At 45.0% G+C, this 23,656-nt stretch carries 22 protein-coding genes; 9 read left to right on the top strand and 13 right to left on the bottom strand.

Annotation, left to right across the window (positions count from 1 at the left end; all coding sequences use genetic code 11):
• Positions 1-13 precede the first annotated feature (13 nt).
• From RH88_RS09370 to RH88_RS09360, 3 genes are all read right to left on the bottom strand, one after another.
• Positions 14-1,189: a UxaA family hydrolase gene (locus tag RH88_RS09370; protein ID WP_005595297.1), complete on the bottom strand. Its 1,176-nt coding sequence runs from the start codon at positions 1,187-1,189 to the stop codon at positions 14-16.
• A complete protein-coding gene (locus RH88_RS09365) occupies positions 1,189-1,518 on the bottom strand; it encodes a UxaA family hydrolase (RefSeq protein ID WP_005595295.1) in 330 nt (109 codons plus the stop codon). Before RH88_RS09365 ends, RH88_RS09370 begins: the two co-directional genes overlap by 1 nt.
• 669 nt (positions 1,519-2,187) lie before the next feature.
• Positions 2,188-2,835 carry a glutathione S-transferase family protein gene (locus tag RH88_RS09360; RefSeq protein WP_005595293.1) on the bottom strand — a complete coding sequence of 216 codons (648 nt, stop codon included), beginning with the start codon at positions 2,833-2,835 and terminating at the stop codon, positions 2,188-2,190.
• Positions 2,836-2,949: 114 nt separating this feature from the next.
• Between RH88_RS09360 and RH88_RS09355 the strand changes: the two genes are divergently transcribed.
• The gene (locus RH88_RS09355; RefSeq protein ID WP_040757912.1) at positions 2,950-3,771 is read left to right on the top strand and encodes a LysR family transcriptional regulator; all 822 of its coding nucleotides are present in this window, start codon (positions 2,950-2,952) and stop codon (positions 3,769-3,771) included.
• Positions 3,772-3,896: 125 nt separating this feature from the next.
• On the opposite strand, the gene guaD is transcribed toward RH88_RS09355, so the two are convergent.
• A complete protein-coding gene (guaD, locus tag RH88_RS09350) occupies positions 3,897-5,276 on the bottom strand; it encodes a guanine deaminase (protein ID WP_005595289.1) in 1,380 nt (459 codons plus the stop codon).
• A gap of 2 nt (positions 5,277-5,278) precedes the next feature.
• Positions 5,279-6,610, bottom strand: a complete 1,332-nt coding sequence (locus RH88_RS09345; RefSeq protein ID WP_005595288.1) for a solute carrier family 23 protein — start codon at positions 6,608-6,610, stop codon at positions 5,279-5,281.
• Positions 6,611-7,143: 533 nt separating this feature from the next.
• On the opposite strand from RH88_RS09345, the gene RH88_RS09340 reads away from it, so the two are divergent.
• From RH88_RS09340 to RH88_RS09330, 3 genes are read left to right on the top strand one after another with little or no spacing between them, the layout of a single operon-like run.
• A complete protein-coding gene (locus RH88_RS09340) occupies positions 7,144-8,400 on the top strand; it encodes a tetratricopeptide repeat protein (RefSeq protein ID WP_005595286.1) in 1,257 nt (418 codons plus the stop codon).
• Complete coding sequence (locus RH88_RS09335) at positions 8,397-9,746, top strand: toxin-antitoxin system YwqK family antitoxin (RefSeq protein ID WP_005595285.1); 1,350 nt, start codon at positions 8,397-8,399, stop codon at positions 9,744-9,746. Before RH88_RS09340 ends, RH88_RS09335 begins: the two co-directional genes overlap by 4 nt.
• A 2-nt stretch (positions 9,747-9,748) precedes the next feature.
• Positions 9,749-10,744 (top strand): toxin-antitoxin system YwqK family antitoxin, encoded by a 996-nt coding sequence (locus tag RH88_RS09330; protein ID WP_005595283.1) that lies wholly within the window; start codon positions 9,749-9,751, stop codon positions 10,742-10,744.
• A 91-nt stretch (positions 10,745-10,835) separates the two neighbouring features.
• Here the strand turns inward: RH88_RS09330 and RH88_RS09325 are convergent, their stop codons facing one another.
• Positions 10,836-11,336 (bottom strand): HPP family protein, encoded by a 501-nt coding sequence (locus RH88_RS09325; RefSeq protein ID WP_005595282.1) that lies wholly within the window; start codon positions 11,334-11,336, stop codon positions 10,836-10,838.
• Positions 11,337-11,560: 224 nt separating this feature from the next.
• Here RH88_RS09325 and RH88_RS09320 point away from each other — a divergent pair, with 224 nt between their 5' ends.
• Both RH88_RS09320 and RH88_RS09315 read left to right on the top strand, forming a co-directional pair.
• Positions 11,561-11,818: an HP1242/YdcH family protein gene (locus RH88_RS09320; protein ID WP_005595280.1), complete on the top strand. Its 258-nt coding sequence runs from the start codon at positions 11,561-11,563 to the stop codon at positions 11,816-11,818.
• 160 nt (positions 11,819-11,978) lie between these two features.
• On the top strand, positions 11,979-12,230 hold the full coding sequence (locus RH88_RS09315) for a DUF2999 family protein (protein WP_005595278.1): 252 nt from the start codon (positions 11,979-11,981) through the stop codon (positions 12,228-12,230).
• Positions 12,231-12,374: 144 nt separating this feature from the next.
• On the opposite strand, the gene RH88_RS09310 is transcribed toward RH88_RS09315, so the two are convergent.
• A complete protein-coding gene (locus tag RH88_RS09310) occupies positions 12,375-12,905 on the bottom strand; it encodes a hypothetical protein (RefSeq protein ID WP_005595277.1) in 531 nt (176 codons plus the stop codon).
• Between the two features lie 190 nt (positions 12,906-13,095).
• The gene (locus RH88_RS09305) at positions 13,096-13,533 is read right to left on the bottom strand and encodes a hypothetical protein (RefSeq protein WP_241212175.1); all 438 of its coding nucleotides are present in this window, start codon (positions 13,531-13,533) and stop codon (positions 13,096-13,098) included.
• A 226-nt stretch (positions 13,534-13,759) separates the two neighbouring features.
• On the opposite strand from RH88_RS09305, the gene RH88_RS09300 reads away from it, so the two are divergent.
• Positions 13,760-14,731: a questin oxidase family protein gene (locus RH88_RS09300; protein ID WP_005595275.1), complete on the top strand. Its 972-nt coding sequence runs from the start codon at positions 13,760-13,762 to the stop codon at positions 14,729-14,731.
• Positions 14,732-14,782: 51 nt separating this feature from the next.
• On the opposite strand, the gene norR is transcribed toward RH88_RS09300, so the two are convergent.
• Positions 14,783-16,351, bottom strand: a complete 1,569-nt coding sequence (norR, locus tag RH88_RS09295; RefSeq protein ID WP_005595273.1) for a nitric oxide reductase transcriptional regulator NorR — start codon at positions 16,349-16,351, stop codon at positions 14,783-14,785.
• 233 nt (positions 16,352-16,584) lie between these two features.
• Here norR and norV point away from each other — a divergent pair, with 233 nt between their 5' ends.
• Together norV and norW are read left to right on the top strand one after the other, a co-directional pair.
• On the top strand, positions 16,585-18,123 hold the full coding sequence (norV, locus tag RH88_RS09290) for an anaerobic nitric oxide reductase flavorubredoxin (protein WP_005595272.1): 1,539 nt from the start codon (positions 16,585-16,587) through the stop codon (positions 18,121-18,123).
• A gap of 14 nt (positions 18,124-18,137) precedes the next feature.
• Positions 18,138-19,316 (top strand): NADH:flavorubredoxin reductase NorW, encoded by a 1,179-nt coding sequence (gene norW / locus RH88_RS09285; RefSeq protein WP_005595271.1) that lies wholly within the window; start codon positions 18,138-18,140, stop codon positions 19,314-19,316.
• 191 nt (positions 19,317-19,507) lie between these two features.
• On the opposite strand, the gene RH88_RS09280 is transcribed toward norW, so the two are convergent.
• The 4 genes from RH88_RS09280 to RH88_RS09265 form a co-directional block, all read right to left on the bottom strand.
• Positions 19,508-19,957 (bottom strand): ribosomal maturation YjgA family protein, encoded by a 450-nt coding sequence (locus RH88_RS09280; RefSeq protein ID WP_005595267.1) that lies wholly within the window; start codon positions 19,955-19,957, stop codon positions 19,508-19,510.
• Positions 19,947-21,356 (bottom strand): cell envelope integrity protein CreD, encoded by a 1,410-nt coding sequence (gene creD / locus RH88_RS09275; RefSeq protein ID WP_005595266.1) that lies wholly within the window; start codon positions 21,354-21,356, stop codon positions 19,947-19,949. Before creD ends, RH88_RS09280 begins: the two co-directional genes overlap by 11 nt.
• A gap of 119 nt (positions 21,357-21,475) precedes the next feature.
• Positions 21,476-22,918, bottom strand: a complete 1,443-nt coding sequence (creC, locus tag RH88_RS09270; protein ID WP_005595265.1) for a two-component system sensor histidine kinase CreC — start codon at positions 22,916-22,918, stop codon at positions 21,476-21,478.
• The gene (locus tag RH88_RS09265; RefSeq protein WP_005595264.1) at positions 22,915-23,652 is read right to left on the bottom strand and encodes a response regulator; all 738 of its coding nucleotides are present in this window, start codon (positions 23,650-23,652) and stop codon (positions 22,915-22,917) included. Before RH88_RS09265 ends, creC begins: the two co-directional genes overlap by 4 nt.
• Positions 23,653-23,656: the final 4 nt, after the last annotated feature.

Genomic DNA, 23,656 nt, shown 5'->3' with positions numbered 1-23,656 from the left:
AAGGCAACAGTGATTATTGAGGGCAAATACCGATTACATGTTCTAAACGCTGGTCTTTTTGGTATAGAGACGCATAAGCAAAACCAACACCTTCAAGGTTGGTCGGCGCGCCACTTGCTACCGCAAACACTTTATCAATGATCTGATTTGATACATTGTCGATAGTGTCTGTCGCATCCATGATCCCGCAGGCATTAATGTCCATATCAGCAGTGATAAGAGACGTATTGCCAGAAACGCGAATAACAGGAACAATTGAGTTGTTGAAACCCGCAGCGCCCGCAGTCCATAGGATCAACTGACAGCCAAGTGATGCGAAGTGCATTGCCGCACCACCACACAACATGGTTGTTTCAGTTAGGTAGAAACCAGGAACCGTTGGTTTTTCACGGTGAATATGGTTAATGCGCAGGCAGTCTTGAATTGGACGAGTACCTGTTTTATGCATTGCACCTTGTGATTTTTCATCAATCGTCGTTAGGCCACCAACACTGTTGCCGATAGACATGGTTTCAGTGCCTTCGATAACATGCCAGCGCTTCAGATCTTCAGCGATCAAGCGTTCAATTTTCTCACCCACTTCAGGAGTAACAGAGCGCTCTTTTAGAATATCTTCACAACCCAATAGCTCAAGCAGTTCGCCAGCCATGGTGATCGCGCCCATATCAACCAGTTTGTCTGATGCCGCGCCCACTGATGGGTTAGAAGCCAAACCACTTGACGTATCTGAACCGCCACACTTAATACCGATACGCAGTGCTGAAATTGGAGCATCAACGCGCTCTACGCTGTCTGCGTATGCTTTTAGCTCTTTTGCTAGCTCAACACCATCTTTAATTGTTTCAATCGTACCTTTGTTCTTGATAACGGTAAGCGCATGAACAGGAAGGCCTTCTTTACGTACAGGCTCTGCAACCATTTCAGGGTCGATTGAACCACAACCCATTGCGATAACAAGCACACCCGCAATGTTTGGGTTAGTCGCGGTATGGATGATAGTGTCGATCATCTCTTCGTTACCACCGTACATACAGGTGTAGTGGTTAGTCACTACCACTGAATCATCAATTTCTTTACTGATGTTGCGCGCAATGCCTTCACAACACTCATCAATCGCAACAATCATGACGCTGTTACGAATACCAAATGTACCGTTTGGACGTGGGTAGCCTTTAAATGTGGTAGTCATTATTGCTCAATCCCCATTTGTTTGATGATTTCTTCGATGATCGCTTCAGGAATGTCTAAACGCTCGCTACGAACGTTTTGTACATGGACAAGTTGACCCAATGGAATTTCAACAATCGACTTACCGATCGAGTGACCGCATTTTAAAATATGTTCACCGTTCGCCACGTCGCAAAGCGCGATCTTATTGCCGAAGGTAATTTTCTGCAGAGCATTCACTTCTGCGATCACTTCATTGTCTGCGGAAATAATTTCTACTAATTCGTTTTTTTCCACATCACCCAGTAGCGTCGCTACGTTGTCTGTAGGAGAAAGTTTTATTGCTTTCATAGTTATATTCTCTGTTTTGCGATTAACAGTTAACTGTCTATTGTTCGACAATCGGCAGTATACAGATCAACAAAAGACAAAATATGATAAATGTCACAATTTGATGTAATAACTTTCAACATGTAAAAACATGGCAATTTCAGGCAATAGAGAGAAATTAAAACCGAGGGAGAAAAAGGCAGGCAAGCTATTGAATTAAAATAAGATAAAACTAATATTCACAACGAATAGAGAACCGGATTCTCGATGCATTAATTGCAAAATAATCTGTTTTTAGTCGATTTCCGAACGGTATCCATCAACAAAAATTCAGCAAAACAATCGATTTTATCCAGCTGATTAACTTTAAAAGCCGAATAAGCCAACAATTCACAAGATTTCGCTACGCATAAAAAACAGATTGTTAGTTGCCAATCAATGATGTGAGGCTATCGCCAGCATTCATTTACGGTGTAATTTTTTAATTTCGATAACGTTGAAAATTTGCGCATGGAAGGCACGAAACAGCATGACTTAGAGGGGAATTCAAACCAATTTAACTTAGACGTTATTAAAATATATGAACAGAACTTGTTGTCTGAAGAATTATTATCTGAAGAAAAGTGACCTTACTCCGAACGCAACGGTAGTACGACCACTCAAAACATCACACGGCAAGACAGCCTAAATTTAAACAGGCTCACCTACTTCATCTTCTTCAACAATATCGTTTTCTAAACTCGCCTGCGCTAACCACGATTGCATCGCTTGGCTGTTAAGTTGCTTTTGTTGATACCTCATCGCCTGCTCTGATAACTGAATACCATACGTTTCGATACGCAGTGCTAGTGGCGCATACATCGCATCCGCGATGGACCACTCACCGAATAACCATCCATCTGGATTTAGTGCCATTTGCTCCGACCAAATAGCATCTACTCGCGCAAGATCATTTAACGCTCCTTCGGTTAACTGCAATGTTCGCCGTGCTCGACAGTTCATCGGTAACTCATTTCTCAGACTAAAAAAACCAGAATGCATTTCAGCAGAGAGCGCTCTTGCTTTTGCACGCTGTTCAAATGCTCCCGGCCACGCTTTCCCAGCCAAATAACGCTCATTAATGTATTCAAGAATGGCCAGTGAATCCCAAACCGTTACCTCATCATCAACCAGTAATGGAACTTTTGCTGTCGGTGTAACACGCGCTAATGTAGTGTAAAACTCCGCTGTAAACAGTTTTAGTTTAATCACATCGACAGCCAGTTTGTGCTGCTCGAAAATCAACCAAGCGCGTAGTGACCAGCTCGAATAGTTTTGGTTTCCAATATAAAGTTGCATCAATGCCTCCTGCATTTGTCTCCGCAGTTTTTAGCTTATGGGATTGTCTTATTTCACACTAACGGATAGTTTTGATAGGAGACATAAATAAAAACGATGGATAACATACTCAATATGGATATTGATGCACTGAAAAGCTTTCTCGCATTCGTTGAAACGGGCAGCTTTACCCGCGCCGCCAAACAAATCAATCGCACCCAATCAGCTTTTAGTGCTCAAATGAAAAAACTCGAAGAGGAATTAAGTGTCGATTTATTTGAAAAAGAAGGCCGCAATCTTGTATTGAGTGAAGCAGGTTTGTCTTTACGAACTCATGCAGAACAATTAGTCACACTGCACAATAAAGCGATAAAGCAAGTAAAACGCTATGAAGATAAGCGCCCTTTTAGGCTCGGTTGCCCTGAAGATTATAATGACAAGATCCTACCCAAAGTAATCAAAGCACTGCAAAAGGCCGAACCCACTTGCTCTATCCATGTATTTAGCCAGCCAAGCGTTACGCTTCGAACTTGGTTAGATGAAGGGAAACTGGATGCGGCGATCGTCACGCGTTCAGCCAACAGCGAAGAAGGCTATTGGCTTGCTCATGACCAAGGCGTATGGGTCGCCAATCATCATTTCGAGCTCGATAAGTCCCAAACTATTCCATTAGCGCTATTTCAAACAGATTGTAAATATCATTCCGCCGCGATAGATGGCTTAAGTAAAAATGCCCTCTCTTACCAATTGATCGCATGCTGTAATACCGCTTCAGCTTTACGCGCCATCATTCACGACGGCATCGCCATCGGAGCAATGGGCAAAATAAGCGTCACCGATAATTTGCAAATTATCGACAATATGCCGCCCCTTCCCTCCGTCGATATTGTCCTCATTACCGGCGCTTTAGCACATCCATTGATGGTGCAGGAATATCTTGATATCCATGAGTCGTAAGCAACCACTCGTGAGTGACTCACAAACGTATTAAACAAATAATTACTGCCACAAAGTACGTTCAGCGAAAAAAGAGACAAGCCATCGCTTGTCTCTTTTTTGCTTTCAATCGTTAGCACTCGTGGCTAAATGACTTGCTTACCTTGTACCCAAACTTGTTGGATATTTTCTTTTTGCGCTAAGCAGACCATTTTTTCTAAGATGTCCCGTGGCGTATCAAACTCAGGCCAAATGCGTAAGTTGCCAATCAAAGGGCTTGCTTCAAGCACAAGGGCATCAAAATGATGCTTGGCACATAACACGCCCGTTCTAGCATCGAGCACTTGAGCACCACCTGCAGTTGCCATCCAAAACGCTTCAACAAAGCTGATGCGGGCGTTAGCCGTACCGCGCTCACCAGAGGCCACCGTCACGTCCACACCTTCTTCACGCACTCGCGAGTGAGCAACCGCATCAAAAGCGGCGCGGAATATAGAAGGCGATGGCGCACCTGCAATATCACTACCCAAACCAATTTGAACTCCGCTATCCAGCAGCTCTCGGGTTTGCATTGCCGCATTAGCAAAGAACATATTGGAGAGTGGGCAGTGGGCAATCCCCGCGTTGAACTGCTTAATCAGCTCAACATCGTGCTCAGTTAAAAAGATAGAGTGTGCCAACACTGATTTGTTATTTAACAAGCCAGCATCCGCGTAGATCTGCACATCGCTCTTACCATAATGCTGCAAAGCATAATCGCGTGCCCAATCGCTTTCAGAGCAATGAGTTTGCATGTGCAGATCGTATTTCTGTACTAAGGAGCCGAGCTTATTGAGCATTTCAGGTGTGCAGCTTGGCACAAAACGCGGCGTGATCACTGGGCTAACCAACCCACTATCGTTGCCTTGTAACGCAAAAACATTGCTAACGAACGCTTCAGTTTCGGCAAACGCTTGAGCTATATCATTTTCTCGATAGAAATCTGGGCATTGTTCAACGTTATCCATGTTGATCTTACCCACATAAGCACGTTGACCAAGATCTAAACAGGTTTTCGCCAACAGCTCGGTAGATTCGCGATGAATCGACGCAAAATAAACGGCACTGGTTGTGCCGTTTGCCAGCAGCGTTTTCGTCACATCTTGATAGATCGCTTGCGCGAACTCGACATCTTGATAGCGATTTTCCAATGGGAAGGTGTAGTTTTGCAGCCAGTCATAGAGAGGCAAGTCCAAACCTTTACCGGCTTGCGGCCATTGCGGGGCGTGACAATGCAAATCCACCAAACCCGGCATCAAGTACTGACCTTGGCGTAAGGTTTGCAGTTTTCCTTGCTCTGCTAATACCGTCAGCAATGCTTGATACGAAGGATGCTCCGGAGTAAAGGTGGCATCAATATCACCATCAAGGTTAACCAGAATTAAGTAATCACGGATGAATTCAAATTCACCTTTAATCGGCGCATGAAAGGTGTCGCCGACGATCGCAAACTGGACATGATGAGTATTATAGATTGGGCTAGTCATTGTTATGCCTCACTCTCAACAGGTGTTTCATCTGAAACGCGATCTTGAGGAAGAATAAAGTTAAGAATAACCGCCGCTAAGGCGCCAATTGCGATACCAGAATTAACGAGGTAGCCCACTAACTCTGGCAAGGCATAAACCAGTTCACGTGGCATTAAAACCGCCCCCAGTGACAGCATAATCGGTAAGCCTACCACCAGCATATTACGCTCAGATAATTGAATATGTTGGATAACACGGAAGCCATTCATCGCAATCACCACACAGATCACAGAGAAAATGCCTGAGATAACCGCATGAGGAATCGATGCGATTAAGCTGGTTAGTTTTGGCATTAAGCCAAGTAGAAGCAGGATAAAACCACCGGCGATAATCGCGCGACGTGAAGCAACGCCGGTTACGGCAATAATACCCGCATTAGTTGAGTACCCCGTCACTGGGCTGCCACCAAGCAGCGAGCAAAGGAAATGACCAGCAGCTTCGCCTGTTGCACCGCGGTTAAGGCGCTCATCTTCAAGCTCGACACCGGTTACAGCACTGACCGCGCACCACGTACCGGTTGTCTCAACCAGAACAATCATTGAGATGAATAGCATGGTCATGATCGCAACAGGATCAAAGGTCAATTCACCAAATGGCAGCAGGCTTGGCAGTTGTACCCACGCGGCGGTTGATACTGATGAGAAATCACTCATTCCATAGAAGGTCGCGGCAATCGTGCCCAAAATGATCGCGCCAAGTACCGATGTTAAACGCAGCCAATGCAAACGCTTATGCATACAACCGAGTAAAATAAAACTGCACAGTGAAACGATGCTGACTAAAGCAATGACGATGTTTTGGCTGGCCGTTTCACCGGTGTAAATACCATTAAAAGCAACCGGTAGAAGTGAAATCCCCACCACGATAATCACCGTACCGCCAACAATCGGCGGGACAAACTTGCGTACAAGTTTGCTAAATATATTCAGTGGCTTACCCAATAGAGCAACGAAAATCGCCACCGGAATCAATGCGCCATACACCGCACCCATTCCCATCGTTTTACCAATTGCGGCAACCGCTCCGATTGGAATATATGACGGCCCTTGCATCACTGGTAACTTCAATAAACAGCGTGATTGAATAATGGTCGCAAGGCCTGCCACGACAAACGTCATCTGAATCAAAGAGGACGTATCTGCAACGGTTAACGATAGCAAACTCGCGAGAATAATCGGCACAATATACAAATCCATCGCCAATACGTGCTGGGCACCTAAAGAAAGCGAACGTGGGATCGAGATTTTTTCATCAATGTTAGTGGTTGAGTGATTAGCTTGGTGAGTATTCATAGCAACTTGAGTACTTAGCGATTGGCAACTTTTCAATTAACGAAGTTATCAACGGCAAATTTAGGTTGTACAAAGCCTGCATACGCTAATGAGCGACGCAAACCGTGAGTTCGTATTTCTGGTTTTTATATTTCTGAGTTTAGCGTTTCAAAAAACTGAATCGATGGGATGCAAATGAAGAGAAGAGTGTTATCGGCATCACCATTTTTGATGTGCGGCTGATTCTAACTCAATAATTGAGTTGCGCAAACGTTTGCGCGATTAAATGTTTTTATCGTGATGACCGGGATTTGTGATAAAGATCGATAGGTGCGATCACTCTTCAGCTGTTTTGAGAATTTATCATCGATTCAATAAGATAGCCTTGCTACTATAGCGCGGTCATAAATTGAACTAAGCAATACGCCTGACGTAACAGCTCGTATTCTCAATGTTCAGCGGAGAGACAACTCTCTTAGTCTGAGTTTGAACTTAGGCAAGTAATCTTTATCAATTGCCATTAAGCATAGTCTCCCTTTTTATTGGAGCTTCATTTGAAAACCAAACCTCTCTTTTTATTATCTTTAATGGCTATTTTTAGCTCTTACACCACGACAGCCAAACCACTGGAGAGATCTTTCAATACGGTTGATGAAAAACGTACTGCTGTCGAATTGAATGGCGTGGTGACTCATGGTTATATACCTGATAGCCCTGTCTATTTCGCCTCAAACGTGACAGAAGTTGATGATGGTAAACAACAAATCCAAGGTGCGACTTATCGTGGTGAACCCGAGTTTGATTGGTGGGTTGCTGACGGTTTTTACGCCTTTTGTGATAACAATAAAATCAAGATGGGCGTCACTGATTCTGCGATGGATTTTTATGACTTCTTTGATATCGACGCAAAGTTTTTATTCACGCTCGATAACGGGTCTCGTTATTTCTACCAGCCAGAGATTGCCGAAAACAAACACCTTTACTCGCCTGACATCGGCTACCGCCAGCTATTTTTCCAGCCAACCGCCTCGTTTATCACCGCGCTAAAACAGGCAAAAACCGTTCGAGTAAACATCGAGGCTGAGTATCAACTAAGGCCTGATACCCTTGATTTTGAAAGCCGCCTCCCAATGTATGGCTTTGCTGAAATGATTACGCGAGTCATGAATCATTGCCCCGAGACAGCACCAGAACAAGATCTTACCTCACTGAGTCAATCTCAGCGCTTAGTGGCTAAGGCCCAAAATCTACTGAATACCAAAAATTATGATGACGCCGCTAAGTTGCTCAAACAGGCATCCAAAATGGGCGATGGTGAGGCGAGCTACTTATTAGGTGAGTATTACGTTCAACACACCGAGGGCGACGAGCGCTGGGCGAAAGCAGACAAAGCCATGGCGCTCGGGGTTAAGCAAGGTAGCGCAGAAGCTATGTGTTATGTCGGCATTAACTTGATACGAGCGCGTAAAGAGAATGCAGAAAATGGTGCGAAAGGTTTGGCGCTATTAGAAAAAGCGCACGCAAAACAAGCAACGTGCGCCGCGCAAAATTTGGGCTACATGTACAGTGCAGGCCTACTGGTCGAAAAAGATCAACAAAAAGCACGTGAGTACTTTAAACCGATAGCGAAACTTGAACCAAAAGCGCTGCATTTACTCGTGGCAACTTACGTTCGTGCCCCACAAGAACTCGATGCAGAAGCCTACCCTTGGGTTCAATTGATGATAGAAAATCACGACTCCGATCTAGGGCTGAAGGCGACTATTTGTCAACGTAGCCCTAATGTATGTAATCAAGGAAGCATGTTATGAGACCCTTATCTCAGCTTATTCTTTTAACGAGTTTAATCTCTTCTGTAACGGCCTATGCCGTTCCTTTTTCTGACCTGAAATTTAAACGACAAGGAAGAGAATCCATTGCTCTCGTTAAGGCGACCAATCAACCTTATAGCGGGATAGCGACCGCCCATTTTGACAATGGCAACAAAGATGCTGAAGCTCACTATGTAAATGGGCATTTACACGGCGCGCGTTATTTCTGGTTTGAAAACGGGCAACTAGAACGCGAAGAATACTTCCTAAACGGTAAAAAACATGGCCCGAGTTACCTCTGGTTTGAAGATGGGCGCCTAAAAGAACAACACCACTGGCTTAATGGTGAAGAGCACGGCACAACGCAAACTTGGACACTGAATTCCAGAAATAAAGATGCCGATGGCAACCCGAGCTACCAACCAAGTTATCGTACTGACTATCAATTTGGGCGACAGAGTGGCGAGAGCCTTCGATGGGAAAATGGCGCAACCGCGATGAAAACACGTTACGTTAATGGTAACCGAAGTGGTGAGTTCATTAGCTATCGAGTAGAAAACAAAAAACCTTACTTGGAAACCGAGGAAAAATACCTCAATCGTGAAGAGCAAGGATTAACACGTAAGTACTTTCCCAATGGCACGCTCAAACAAGAATATTTTGAGACGACGGGCGACCTTGAAGGTCTAAGTCTTGTTTATCTGTTAAATGACAACAATGAATCAATACTCGATCTACGCGGTTTCTATCACAATGACGAACGTCGAGGGATGGCCCAAGAGTTTAAGGACGGCACGCTGATCGCTGAACGCAGTTATCGAGATGGAATCACCTATGGTTTATTCCACCTCTTTAGTCCGCAGGGGAACTTGAATCGTTTCTACGCCACCGAAACCGGCAAACAAATTGATATACAGCCTAATACCAATCAACGTACTGCTGAAAGCTATCAAGTTGAACGCCGCTTTGATGGCTGGCAATTACAATGGTTTAGCAACGGCAAGATCGCGAGCCGAACCGACTTCGAGCTGGGTAGCCAAACGCCATTTCAAAATGAATGGTATGACAATGGGCAACAAAAATATCAAGTGATTCAGGGCGATAAAGACGACCTTTTCATTGAAAATCAGTGGTACAAGAATGGCCAAATCAAAAGTAACGTCACGTTTCGTATGAGCAGTGATGATTACGGTTTTGTTCAACATGGAGAGGAAAAACAGTGGTATAGCAATGGCCAGTTAAAGCTTGCTACTTCTTATAAAAATGGCGAGCAAGTGGGGAATCGCCGCACCTGGCTTGACGATGGCACGCTATATTCAGAATCAGAACAAGAGATGGGTAATTAATAATGACAACACAACCGATCTTTCAATCCGCCAAATTGCCTCAATGGGCGACTCGAATTCTATTAGCCGGATGCCTTCTTCCTTTAAGTGCCTACAGTGCTCAACTGGAATTTAAAGGCACTCCCCTATTAGCACACGAAGTTGGGTCATCTACGCCTTATTCTGGCACCGACATTCAATATTATTACGATAAAGACAGTAGCGAGTTGAGTAAGCAAAAACTCAGTGAAGTCTCCTACCTTAATGGCCAAAAAAATGGGCAAGCGAAATATTGGGCCTACGATGGAAGCCTGCAAATATTGCGCACGTTTAGCAACGATATACTCGATGGTCGCGCCGTTTCTTTTTATCCGAACGTAAAAAATAGCAAAGCTTGGGAACGTTTTTACGTTAATGGCAAAGAGGAAGGTTTATCAACTTTTTGGGATACCTTCGGTAATAAACAAGCAGAGATGAACATGAAGCAAGGTATGCGTCATGGCTTAATGCAGAGCTGGAGCGATAGCCAAGAGCTCACTTACCGCGGCGATTTTAACCACGATAAACAACAAGGTGAACATTGGTGGTATTACGATAACGGCCACAAACAGCAGCGTGCTGGATTTAACAATGGTCAATACGATGGCGCCTACCAAGTTTGGTACGAAAATGGCACGATGGCTGTCGATGCTTTCTATGTAAAAGGAAAGCTACAAGGCGAAGAACGGTATTGGTACGACAATGGTCAGCCACAAAGTGTCATCACCTATCAAGATGGCGTAAAACAAGGTAAAGAGCAGTATTGGTATAAGAACGGCAACCTAATGCACAGTACTGAATATCAAGCAGGTTTAAAACAAGGCAAACAAGAAACATGGTATGAAGATGGTCAGCCGCAATCAGTCAGCCATTTTAATCACGGCATATTAGATGGCGAAGAACTGCTCTGGACTAAAAACGGCGTGAAAACAACGTTTGAATATCAGCAGGGACGAGTGGTTCAGTTCGACATTCCATAATTTTTCACCCCCTCCACTTAGTGAAACTCAATACCAGCCACTAACAGCAATGTGTTTTAGTGGCTGAAAAAGCCAGTAACGTCAATCAAGCTCAATCCTTTTCTGAAAACGGATAGATATGCCCTGGGATAAACCGATGGTAAAGCATTGCTAGTGCGACAATCGCTACCGTCCCAATAAGAATTGGGTGCAATAGAAATGTCCAGCTTGTATGGCCTGTGAGCATAATGAGAAGTGGGTTTCCGCCTGCAGGGGGATGAGTAACATTGCAAAGCAACATTAAGAACAAACCAACGCCAACCGCGAGCCCCAGCGTCAGGGAATTAACTGGCAAAAAGTTGATAAACATCAGGCCCACAAATGCCGTTATAAGGTGACCGAAGATGACATTTTTCGGTTGAGCGAGGGGGCTTCGATGTACCCCAAATATCAGCACCATCGTTGCACCAAAAGGAGCAATTAAAACGTAGGGCGTATCAATGCGGCTATCAACTGCAGCGAGTGTCCAAATACAGAGTGTGGCACCAATAGCGGAGACCAAAGCCGTTAAGAATCGATTTTCACGCAATAGCGTTACGTAATGTTCTTTCATGATAAGCACGCCCCCTCTAATGACAAATAGATAACTAAGCGTGGCTAGTATCAAGTCATAGATCAAGCGGGAGGCATAAAAGAGCCGCGTGTGTGGGAGAGATAATCACCTTATCAGCTCCAAGTAACTTCATTAAACAGTTCAACACTTTGGGTTTTATGCCACAGTTCTCTGCTGTGATTACTTCTATACTCAAGGGAAATCAGACAGAAAAGAGAATGCCGATGCTAAATGAAAACCATGCTTTTATCTTAGATTTTCCTGAGCTTAAAATGGACATCGTCCAACTCAACCACGACAACCCCACATTCAAAGCCGACCTGCAGCAATATCACGTATTAGACTACGATATTCGTCAATTAGAAATCTCAGGCAGCCCGATCGATGACCAAAATATGCAAACATTGAAACTACAGCGCGTCGAGCTCAAAGATATGCTATTCAAACAGCTCACTCAGCATCACCAACAAGCAGGCCGTTAATCTACCTTATTGCCGATGAGTCGGGCGCTTTTGACTGACTCATCAACTCATCACCTTTCCACGCGACTTTCGCCCCTCTAGAAACGCATTCACAGTACACTCGCTTCTCGGCAAGTGTTAAACTGCAGTTTGAATTTATTTGGTGTAAATAGGAAAGGTAATGAACCCAATTATTGCATTGTTGAAAGAGAACAATATTAGCGATCAACAAATCGGTGAGATTTTTCAAACACTGACTCAAAACCCGCTCGCGGCAATGGCAACCATCAGCCAACTGGGTTTGCCACAAGACAAACTGCAATTATTAATGGGCCAAGTGATGCAGAACCCAGCCTTGATTAAAGAAGCAGTACTTGAACTAGGCTTAGACTTTGCAAAAGTAGAAGCGGCAAAAGAGCAGTTGAACAAGTAAGTCATCTACATAGGGTTTCTGAGGTTAGAAAGGAATCAAATGGAAAGTAACGCTAACTGAGCGTTAAAAAATAGCTTAACAACCACTAACGCTACTTTTACGATAACTTTAGTGGTTGTACTTTACCTTAGTGAAATAGCAGTCTTACTCGAGCCCAAGATTGATCTTATTCGTCACCCCTTTTTGAATATCGACAAACCCAGTTGCAATCAATTTATGCTGATTTGATTCTGATTTAAGGTAATATTTACCACTATTAAGGACAGTTATACCACGAAACAAATAGACTGGATCGCTGACAATAAAACCTTCACTAGAAACTGGGTACAAGTAGATTTTCGCTGCTAACTTACCGTTACTGTCTTTATGTACAATATTGCCAAACGCAGCTTCCGTTAGACCACTGGGATTTTTTGCCGTGGTAATAGAAACATCACCAAAATCGGGCTCATGAACCGTCGCTTTAGTAATATAAAAGTTTTCTTTGCCACTCTTCGTACTGCGCGTGTCCGTAACTTGGCTATTTGTCGTACTACTACTTGTTCCGCTGCCCATAACCGAGTCAATCGCGCTATCGGTAATATCTTTTAAAATTCGCGATTGATCGCCTGATGTACATGCACTAAGTGACAAAACACAAAGACTAATGACGGTAATTTTTCCTAAAGCAGCCATTCTCACTGTTACCTTTTATGGGTGAATTTTGCACAATATAGCGAGATGATAAAATATATCATCTGCAAAAAAGTCTCACTCACCGAGATTGTGACCAATACCCGTCAATCACCAAGCTAACGAAATAGATGCAACGTACCTCCCAATAGTGAGACAACAAAAGGACCAAGATAATTAGCTGCGTAACAGACTATTTCATTTCAGTTAAGTACATAAATCGATCTTGCTCTGCAATAAGCTCTTCAAAGGCTTGAGAATGGTATACCTGTAAACAACCATAACTTTTTGAACGCTGACCATTTTTCATTACACCAATCAAGCGTTCAGATTGCTGAATCATAAAGTTCGCGGCTTCTGCATAGGGGTCACTGAGCGTTTCAAATGTATGCTGATCTTGAACAATCCGGTATTTACCTTTACCCATGAAAGAGTGCGCACGTTTCATACCTGCGAGATCTCGCGCTAACGGATTCTGCGGATCAATCGCAATAAGGCAAGACGCCAAAGCGTAGTCTTTCAATGTACTCCTCGCCTCTCGTATTGATTGATCAACGCCTCCTGTCGCAGCCGCACAGCCCGTCAATAACCCTAACATCGTCAACGAAACAACGATCGCTCTCTTCTTCATACTCTATTCAAATCCTGTTTCGTTCTTAGCCCAAGCCATGAGGTGTTGCTGTTAGGCGACAAGCTAAATTAAGTAAACAGTGCTAGCAACCAAATAACCTAGTAAGTCGGGCGCATTTCAAATACGAGCCAATTCAAAGTTAACAATTTAATGGTTGACCCAAACTTAACTTGAGGTTTTAACATGTATTTAATCAGGACAGATAACAAAAAATTAAGGACAATAAATGCTAGCAAAACGCCTCGAACAAGCGCAGAAATTCGGCATCGAAACTGGCGCATCAGGTAACACTAATCACTTGCCAATGGCCTTGATTGCTTTAAGCAAACTTGGCGCCAGCAACGCTCAATTAGACTCTTTTTATACCGATTATCATGACGGCTTATTACCACTCAAAGAGCACGAAATAATTGGAGCATTTGAATGGCGTGAGCATCTTGGCAATCAAGAGAGATTTGATGACTACTTGGCCTACTTTAAAATGCAAATTTCTACACAAGGCATTTCAGCAGTCACCAGCGAGCATATCGATACCTTAATCCAAGGATGTGGATCGTCAGCCTTTCATGCCATAATTCGGTTAAGCTATGGGTTACAAGAAGAGAACTACACTGAAGTTGCCTTTGGTTTAGCGCACATGGCTGCACATTTTCTAGCCATTACACCTCCGAGTCGCAGTGATCTCAGCGCTTCTGATATCATCGATAATGCCTTGGATGAGTTTGCCGACTTTTCGGTTGCTGCCACTTCCATTACTCAGCGTATGCGGGCTGTGATTCAAGATGAGCGTTTTATCGCCATCAATCAATTTCCACAACAAGCAACGCTGTCACAATTAAGCCAACAGTTTGCAGAACTCTACCTTAGCACCCGAGACTTTACCGTGTTGCACGCAGTGACAAGTTGCCATGCAATGCAGCTTATCTTGCCCTACTGCAAAAAGCCGCAGCAAGCATTGCAGTTTTATTGGTCGGCCGCCTTATGCGCTGTGCTTTCCGTTGAAAGACTGACCTTCCGCACTGATACGGCTGAAACGGCTAATAGTGACACGCCACTAGAGCAATTAGACTTGGAAACAATCCGCCAAAGTTCAGATACTCATGTCATCAAGCTCGCTTGGAGCAGCATCGCGCAATATCAGCAATATGGCCATTGCGCGCATTTACGCATATTGAATCAGTTGACGCAGGCGGGTTAATTAAGCCTGAAGTGTCTCTTTAACAGCAAAGCCGCTTTCCGTTGCGACGACTTACTTAATCCCCAAGCGTTTGGCTAAGCGGTGCAAGTTGCCGTTATCAAGCTCAAGCTGCCTAGCGGTAGCAGCCCAATTACCTTGGTGTTGTTCCAATGCTTGTAAGATGACTCGTTTTTGGAACACATCGGTGGCTTGTTTTAAGCCTCCCTGTTCAGCAAGTGTTTGCATCATTCTTTGGCTGTCGTCCGCTTGTTGACTCTCGCGTTGTGGTGCATAACCACTCAGATTATCTGCGGATGATGCTAATGTTTGAATATCGAAGTCTTGCAAAACCAGTTCAATATCCGCGGATTGCGTTCTTGCTTTCGCCAGTACACCAGCACGTTTGATCACATGCTCCAACTCACGCACATTCCCCGGCCATGCATACTCTTTCAGTGCTTGTACTAACGTTGACGCAAGGCGAATACTGTTCAACCCCAGCTTTCCGCGCATCTGCTCAGCAAAGAAACCCGCTAGCAGCAAGACATCGTCTTCACGTTCACGCAGTGGTGGCACGTGCAGTGGAAAGACACTCAAACGATGATACAAATCCGCGCGGAAACGCCCTGCTTTCACCTCGTCATGCAAAATGCGGTTGGTCGCGGCGACGATACGAGTGTTTACGCGAATATGGCGGTCATCACCGACCCGTTGAATGTCGCCATACTGAAGAGCACGCAATAACTTAGCTTGCAGCTCAAGCGACAGCTCACCGACCTCATCCAAAAACAGCGTACCGCCATCGGCAAGCTCGAACTTACCTTTTCGGTTACTAATCGCACCAGTAAACGCGCCTTTGATGTGACCAAACAGTTCGCTCTCAGCCACTGATTCAGGCAGCGCGGCACAGTTCAAATACACTAAGGTTTGGCTCGAACGATCTGAACGGTGATGAATCGCATTGGCGACCAGCTCCTTACCTACCCCTGTCTCGCCCAGGATTAATACTGATAATTCAGTATCCGCCACCGCATCGATCTGTTCTTGCAACGCTTTCATACCAGCCGAGTGACCGATGATTTCATTACCTAGCGTGCGAGCTTCTCGAATCGATTCTCGCGGTAGGCTCGCTTGTGTTTCAAGCTGCTCAAGGAGCAGTGCAGTATGTAGGCCACCTGCAGCCAGCGCACTAATAAATCGCAACTCTTGATTCTTCAAACGATCAAATTGATTGGGATCAAAAGCATCAATGGTGATCGCGCCAATCAAGCGATCATCAATCAATAACGGTAAGCCAATACAGGAATGAACATGTAGTTTGTCTTCAAAGTTAGGGATCAACCCATCATACGGATCGGGCAATCCACTATCGGCAGGAAAACGTACCACATCCCCAGCACGCGCGATCGCCTCTAAACGCGGGTGCTGTTCAATTGAGAATCGACGTCCTAACACTTCCTTTGCCAAACCATTAATTGCCAGTGGTTTAAAGTGCTGATCTTCAAACAATAACAATGCTGACGAATCGCAATTTAATACCTCACGAATAGTGGTCAGCAGCGTGTCAAAGCGCGCTTGCTGAGTCAGTGCTGAATTAAGATCTTGGGTAATGTGCAGCCATTGGGCGCTGGTTGAAGTCATAACAAATCTGCCTTTTGCGAACGAACAAGAAGAACACGCCGACTCGTTCATAGCGGTGTCATTTAGACAATCATAGTGTCTAAATGACAAAATGCAAGACTGTCAAAATGACACTCAAAAATCACCACCAACACATAAGCAATTGATAAATAACACATATAAAAACGGGCACACTCAATGCAATGACTTAATCAGTGAGTTTATTTATTTCGTTATTTTGTAAGGTAGTCATCATGACAATTCATGTTAAAAACAACATTCATTGGGTAGGTCAACGCGATTGGGAAGTTCAAGACTTCCATGGTACGGAATATAAAATGACTAAAGGTACCAGTTATAACAGCTACCTGATCCGCGAAGAAAAAACCGTTTTGATTGATACTGTCGACCATCGTTTTAGCCAGCAGTTCATCCAAAATTTAGAAATGGAGATCGACCTTAAACAGATCGATTTTATCGTCATCAACCATGCCGAAGAAGATCACTCAGGCGCACTTTCTGCGTTGATGGAGAAAATTCCCAACACGCCGATCTACTGTACCGAAGCGGCGATTGATTCAATTATCGGTCATCACCACCACCCAGAGTGGCATTTTAAGACCATTAAAACCGGCGACAGTATCGATATTGGTAATGGTAAGCAACTGATCTTCATCGAAGCGCCAATGCTGCATTGGCCAGACAGCATGATGACCTACATCACTGGCGATGCGGTGCTATTTAGTAATGACGCCTTTGGGCAGCACTACTGTGACGAGCGCTTGTTTAACGACGAAGTGGATCAAAATGAGTTAATGGAACAGTGTCTACGTTACTACTCAAACATCCTTACCCCGTTTAGCAGTTTGGTAACGGCAAAAATCAAAGAAGTATTAAGCTTCAATGTACCCGTCGACATGATTGCAACCTCGCACGGCATTGTATGGCGTGATAACCCAATTCAAATCATCGAGCAATACTTAGAATGGGCTGACGAATACCAAGAAGATCGCATCACCATTTTCTACGATTCGATGTCAAATAATACTCGCATGATGGCTGATGCCATTGCGCAAGGTATCCACGATGTCGATCCAGCGGTGGCGGTGAAAGTATTCAATGTCTCCAAACACGATAAGAACGACATTCTGGCTAACGTGTTCCGCTCTAAAGGCATCTTGGTCGGATCTTCCACCATGAACAACGTCATGATGCCAAAAGTAGCCGGTATGTTGGAAGAGATCACCGGCCTGCGCTTTAAAGGCAAAAAGGCCGCGGCCTTTGGTAGCTATGGCTGGAACGGCGGCGCGGTCGATCGCATTCACGCACGTTTAACCGATGCCGGATTTGAAACAGCGATTAGCTTGAAAACCAAATGGCGACCAGATGGTAAGGCAATGCGTGAATGTCGCGAACATGGGCAGAACATCGCCAAACTATGGGTGAAAAGTAGCAGTTTTAATGTTGCTGGTACATTCAACTCTATCGCGCCAACGCCTGCCGCTTCACCAATGGTGATTGAGCAAGCAGTGAATAGCGAACAACCCGCTCTAGCAGAGGAGCACGCTTCGCACCCAGCCGATTGCCAATGCATGATCTGCACCGTGTGTAATTGGGTTTATGATCCTGCCCAAGGTGAACCAAATCAAGGCGTAGAGCCTAACACCGCATGGCAAGACGTACCAGACTACTTCTTATGCCCTGAATGTCATCTCGGCAAGGATGTATTTGTTGAACACCGCCATGTCAAATATAAGAGTGACGAATATAAAAGCACTGAATGCACAGCGTAAGAGTGGTAAGAAAAATGACAGCACCGATTACAATTATTGGTAGCGGCTTTGCCGCTTACCAATTGGTAAAAGCAATTCGTCGCCTTGAGCTACAAACAGGCGAGCCACCGGTTGCGATTAGCCTGTTTACCGCTGACGATGGCGCTGAGTACAACAAGCCCGATCTCAGCCATGTATTTAGTAAGCAACAAACCGCCAGCGACTTAGTCATAAAAAGTGGTGAGCAATTTGCACAGGAGCATAATGTTGTTCTGCACGCCAATAGCGCAATTGAACGCATCAATAACCAAACTCAACAACTGTTTGTCGATGGTATCGGCTACTCGTACAGCAAGCTTGTCTTTGCCACTGGCGCATCAGCGTTTATACCACCGATGCTCGGTGATGCCGTTAATCAGCTGCTCACTCTCAATTCGCTGCAAGAGTACCAAGCGGCTGAAACCCAACTGCATCTTGCTAAACGTATATTGGTGATTGGTGGCGGTTTGATTGGCGTTGAGATCGCCATGGATCTCGCCAGCAGCTGTAAAGCAGTTAACGTGGTGGAGCCAAATGATCGCCTACTCGCCAGTCTGGTTCCCGAATTTGTGGCTTTGCCATTAGAGCAGCAACTGCGTAAGCAAGGGATTGAGCTCACCCTTGGCACTGCAGTTGAAGCCATACATTCCAATATCAACGGTGATGATGGCCTGTACGTCACCTTAGGTAATAGACAACAACTTAATGTTGATGCCGTGATCTGTGCGGCGGGGTTACGAGCTAATACGCAACTGGCGAAAGAAGCAGGCATTGAGGTTAATAAAGGCATTTGTGTTGATGCGCAGTTGCAAAGCTCGCAGCAAGGTGTCTATGCACTGGGCGATTGTGCTGAGATCCAAGGCCGCATGATGCCCTATCTGCAACCGATCGTATTAAGCGCTAACGTGTTAGCCAAGCACTTGTTAGGTCAAGAAGCGCAACTCACCTTACCAGCAATGATGGTGAAGGTGAAAACGCCAAGCTACCCGCTCCAATTAGCGGGTAACTTCGAACAGGTTGCGAGTTGGGATGTGCAATTTACCTCTAGTGGCATCACTGCCAGAGCAAAGGATGAAAACGCTAATCTAGTTGGCTTTGTGGTTACCTCAGAGCAGGTATCGCAAGCCTTTCCATTGCTTCGAGAATTATCGATAGCGCCAAGAAGCCAGGGGTAACCCAATAGAAGATTTCAAGGTACAAGGTAAACGGTGTTGATGATACAACACCGTTTTTTCTTTCTGATCAAAGCAATATTGGCTATGCGCTGTTTTTCTTTTCCGCCCAACGAATGACTTTCTCAAGCAAACTCTCTCGTACTCTTTTCCTATAGAAAATTTGGCTTTGAGCACTGGTACGAAGCGTAGGATTATCCATGTCTGACCTCCATTTTCACCATCCACCAGCACACCATTCCCCCGACTAAATAGGCGGCGAGGTCCCACCAATCAAACGTCGCACCCAAGATAATGCTCAGCGGTGAGCCAGGCTCTAAACCCAATAACGCGGGGATTTTCAAGTACTGAGCTAATTCCACCATATAGGCAATAACAACCGTCATCACTACTATCAAACGCGCAGGAAAACCAACCACACAACGAATCGTGTAGTAAAGCCACACCACCACCAATACGTCCCCCAGCGTTGGCCGGATAAACTTATCATCAACAAACAAAGCAATGTTAACCAGTACCACCAGCCAACAAAGGCTAATCACCGCATAGCGCGCAGAAAAACGCAGGTAGGTAAACAGCCCTGCCCTATCATTACCAATCGGTTTCGTTGCCAATTGAGCTCGACTCTCGGGGTTAACTAGCATCGGATTCATTCTCATCTTGGTTTTGATATAGACCCTTTGGCTCACTCCTAACTGGCGTGTCATCATTCTTAATATCATCATGGCCTGAAGGGCGCATTCTCTGGCTACGCTCATACCAATCGACATTGCGCGTCAGCACCATCACTAAGCTAAGGATCGCAAAGCACAACAGCGTACCCATCAATAGAGCGTAACTTTCCGCTAGTAACAGGCCAAACAACAAGCCATAGAGCAGTAGTAAACTGACACCAAACACCACGCCATGCTGACTGTTTTTCAACATCCCGCCAACATAAATACTCAACAATCCGGTGGAAGCGAGTGCTGAAATCACATACGCCCAATTAAATCCGGTGTGCTCACTTAACGATATCAGCAACAAGTAAAACAGTGCTAACGCAAGGCCGACAAAACCATACTGGATCGGGTGCATCATACGCGCTTGGAACAGTTCCAGTAGGAAGAAGCTGGCGAAGACAAGTGTAATCACCAGCAGCGAGTAGTTTACTGCGCGATGAGACTTTAAATAGTGATCAACCGGATCAATCAAATCCACACCCATTTGGCGGCGTTCAAGCTCGTAGCACGCCGAAGAATCCGCCATGCAGCGCTGGAACAATTGAGTAATATTGGAAGAGAAATTGTTACTCGCCCATTGCGCCGTAAAGCCAGCATCAGAAATATCCGATGAAATTGGCAAGTAATCACCGGTAAAACTCGGATGTGGCCACTCCGATGAAAGCTCAACTGTGGTGGTCTTACCAATTGGCGTGACTTGCAGTTGTCCCATACCTTGCAGTAAAAAGTTGAGATCAAACGCTAACGGCTGAGCAATATCTAACTGATCAAAATTGAGCGGAGTATGGAATCCTTGGGTGAATTGAGCGACATCCGTGCCCGGAATAACCGAAATAGATTGGCCACCGATGGTCATTTCATCAAGTTTCAGCAGTCCACGGCTATCACGAATACCCACCACTAAGCTGATCGATTTAACATTACTGCTATGCAGATTTCGCAGTGGACGCAAATCAAACTGACCTTTAAGTTGAGTGTTAGCCTTGTACAAACGCGCTTGATAGATCCCACGATACTTAGCGAAACTGTCAAGATTGGCATTCATATCAAACGTTTCTGGCAACAGAAAGGCTTCACGTTCACTCAAATAAGCTTTGCCTTCGTGGGTATCCATCTCGGTATAATTAACGTGAATAAACGGGCCGATGATACGCTGTTCGCCACTGCTACTACGCGCAATTTCCTGCCTAACATCTTGTTGGCGATCGGCGCGTTCCGAGATCAGATTACTGACCATAGAGACAGGTATTTGTAACAGAATGAACAAAAAAAGCACAAATGCAAATTTCGTAACTATATGATTTTTGGTTATTTTTCCCACGAAGCACTCTCCTAAATTGATGTTTAGATGGTAAAACACCAATTTGGAGACTGAATGGAGCTAATGTGGAGATTTGATGGAGTTGGCGGTCAATAAATCACCAACTTATGTGTAGGTGATTACACCGTCGGGAGTTTCAGCGTCACTTTGACCCCTTGCGAGACATTTTCAATGCTCAAACTCGCGTGGTGTAACTTCATCACTTGTTCGACGAAATTAAGCCCTAATCCGGTACTTTTTACCCCATTTGAACGCGGTAACGAATAGAAGCGTTCTGTGAGACGCGCCTGTGCATAATCGGGAATATGTGGCCCACAGTTGTAGATCGACAGCACGACAAATCCATTTTTCTCCATCGCCTGCCATTGAATGTCTCCGCCTTGCTCGACAAAATCCAGCGCGTTATCCATCAGGTTAAACAACGCTTGTTTAAACAAGAAGGCATCACCCGAGATCTGAATCGGTTGGGCGATATCAATAGTACTCTGCACTGACTTAGCGACTAACCGAGCATCAGACGCTTGTACGATGTCATTGATCACCGAGCCAAGATCAATTGGCTCATGCACTTCCAACTGTGGTCGCTTTTCCAATCGAGCAAGCTCTAGCAACTTATCAATCAGCGATTGCATGCGGTCACTTTCACGCTCTATGTTGTGAGCAAAACGGGTGATTTTTTCTGGTGGAAGTGGCATCTGTAAGATCTCACTCGCGCCTTTGATTGCCGAGAGCGGGCTCTTTAGTTCGTGCGTCAGCGTTTGCACGTACTCCTCCACATATTGTTTACCATCCAACTGGCCACGCATATTTTCCAACGCATCACTTAAGGTGCCGTATTCATAGAAAACGCGGAAGGTGGGTTTCACGACCTTTTCGCCTTGGCCCATTTTTTTTGCATAGTTTTCTAACTGATTCAGTGCAGAATGAATACGCCATGAGAATAAGGCGCCTGCCGCGAGAACCAAACCGCTCATCAACACCATCCAATACAGTACATTGCGTTTGGAAAGATCGATAAATGGCTGAACGGAACGATTCGCTTTGGCCACCGTGACACTGCCGATGATTTTATCATCATGGTAAATAGGCGCAGCCACATGCATGACCGTTGAAGAAGGATCACTGGGGTTTTCAGTGGTACTGCGCGCGCCATATTGGCCACGCAAGGTTAAGTAAACATCATTCCATTGCGAATAGTCTTTACCGACATCTTGTTGCCAAGAATCGGCAATCACAATGCCTTGCTTATCGGTGATGTAAATACGGTGATTGATGGCTTTTTTACCTAATTCCCAATAACGCGCTTGTGGTTCTCTTTGACCATACGCTGCGAGTAATTTGGCAAAGCGGCTTTCTGAAAACTGCCCATTGGCGACGTCCTCTTCTGCCAACACAGCAAGCAAATTTGCCATATCAACCAAGGTTTCTTCGGTTGTTTGGCGCACCGTCGGCTTCAGTTCTCGGATCACCGTGGTGCTGACCATATAAGCCGTCATACCCACCAAGATGAAGTAGAGGGAGAAAAGTCTCAGTCCTAGCGGGATTTTCGGCCAGCGGATCATAGCTCGCCCTGCGCTAAATAGAAGTAACCAAAACCACGTTTCGTGCCGATACGTTCAGCAAAACCAAAGGGTTTAAGTTTGTTGCGAATTGCCTTGATGTGGGTATCTATATTACGCTCATATACCGCTTCGACTGCCATATCTGCAGCGACCATCAACTGTTCACGACTGAGCACATTGCCACTGACCGTGATTAACTTATCAAGGATTTTAAATTCGACCGCTGTCAGGCCAAGGGGTTGACCATTGATACAGTAATCAAAGCTTTGCGCCTGCAAAGTATCAATCATAGAAATCTGTGATTCTTGCTTGGCGATTTGATCACTCGTTATTGGCGCGGGTGCCGATTGAATTTGGCTTGTTGCTTGACGCGCTTTAATGCGTAATTTCACCCGTGCGACCATTTCACGTGGGCTGAACGGCTTAGTAACATAATCATCCGCGCCAATTTCCAGCCCTACCACCCGATCAATTTCATCGTTTCGAGCGGTTAAGAAGATGATCGGAATAGCGGAGAAATCACGAATCGTTTTGCACAGTTCAAAACCATTACCATCGGGTAAGCCGACATCCAACACCAACAAATCAGCAATGTTCGCTTGCAGAAAAGCCAAACCTTCACCCGCAGTCGCAAACCACTGGGTTTGGTAACCATCCATTTCTAAAACATGAATAAGGTTGTCAGCAATCGCTGGCTCATCTTCGATAATGACAACGGTGAGTTTATCGCTCAATGTC

Origin of the sequence: Vibrio scophthalmi LMG 19158, assembly GCF_000222585.1 — a bacterium.
GTDB lineage: Bacteria > Pseudomonadota > Gammaproteobacteria > Enterobacterales > Vibrionaceae > Vibrio > Vibrio scophthalmi.
This window is presented reverse-complemented; position numbering and strand designations above follow the sequence as displayed.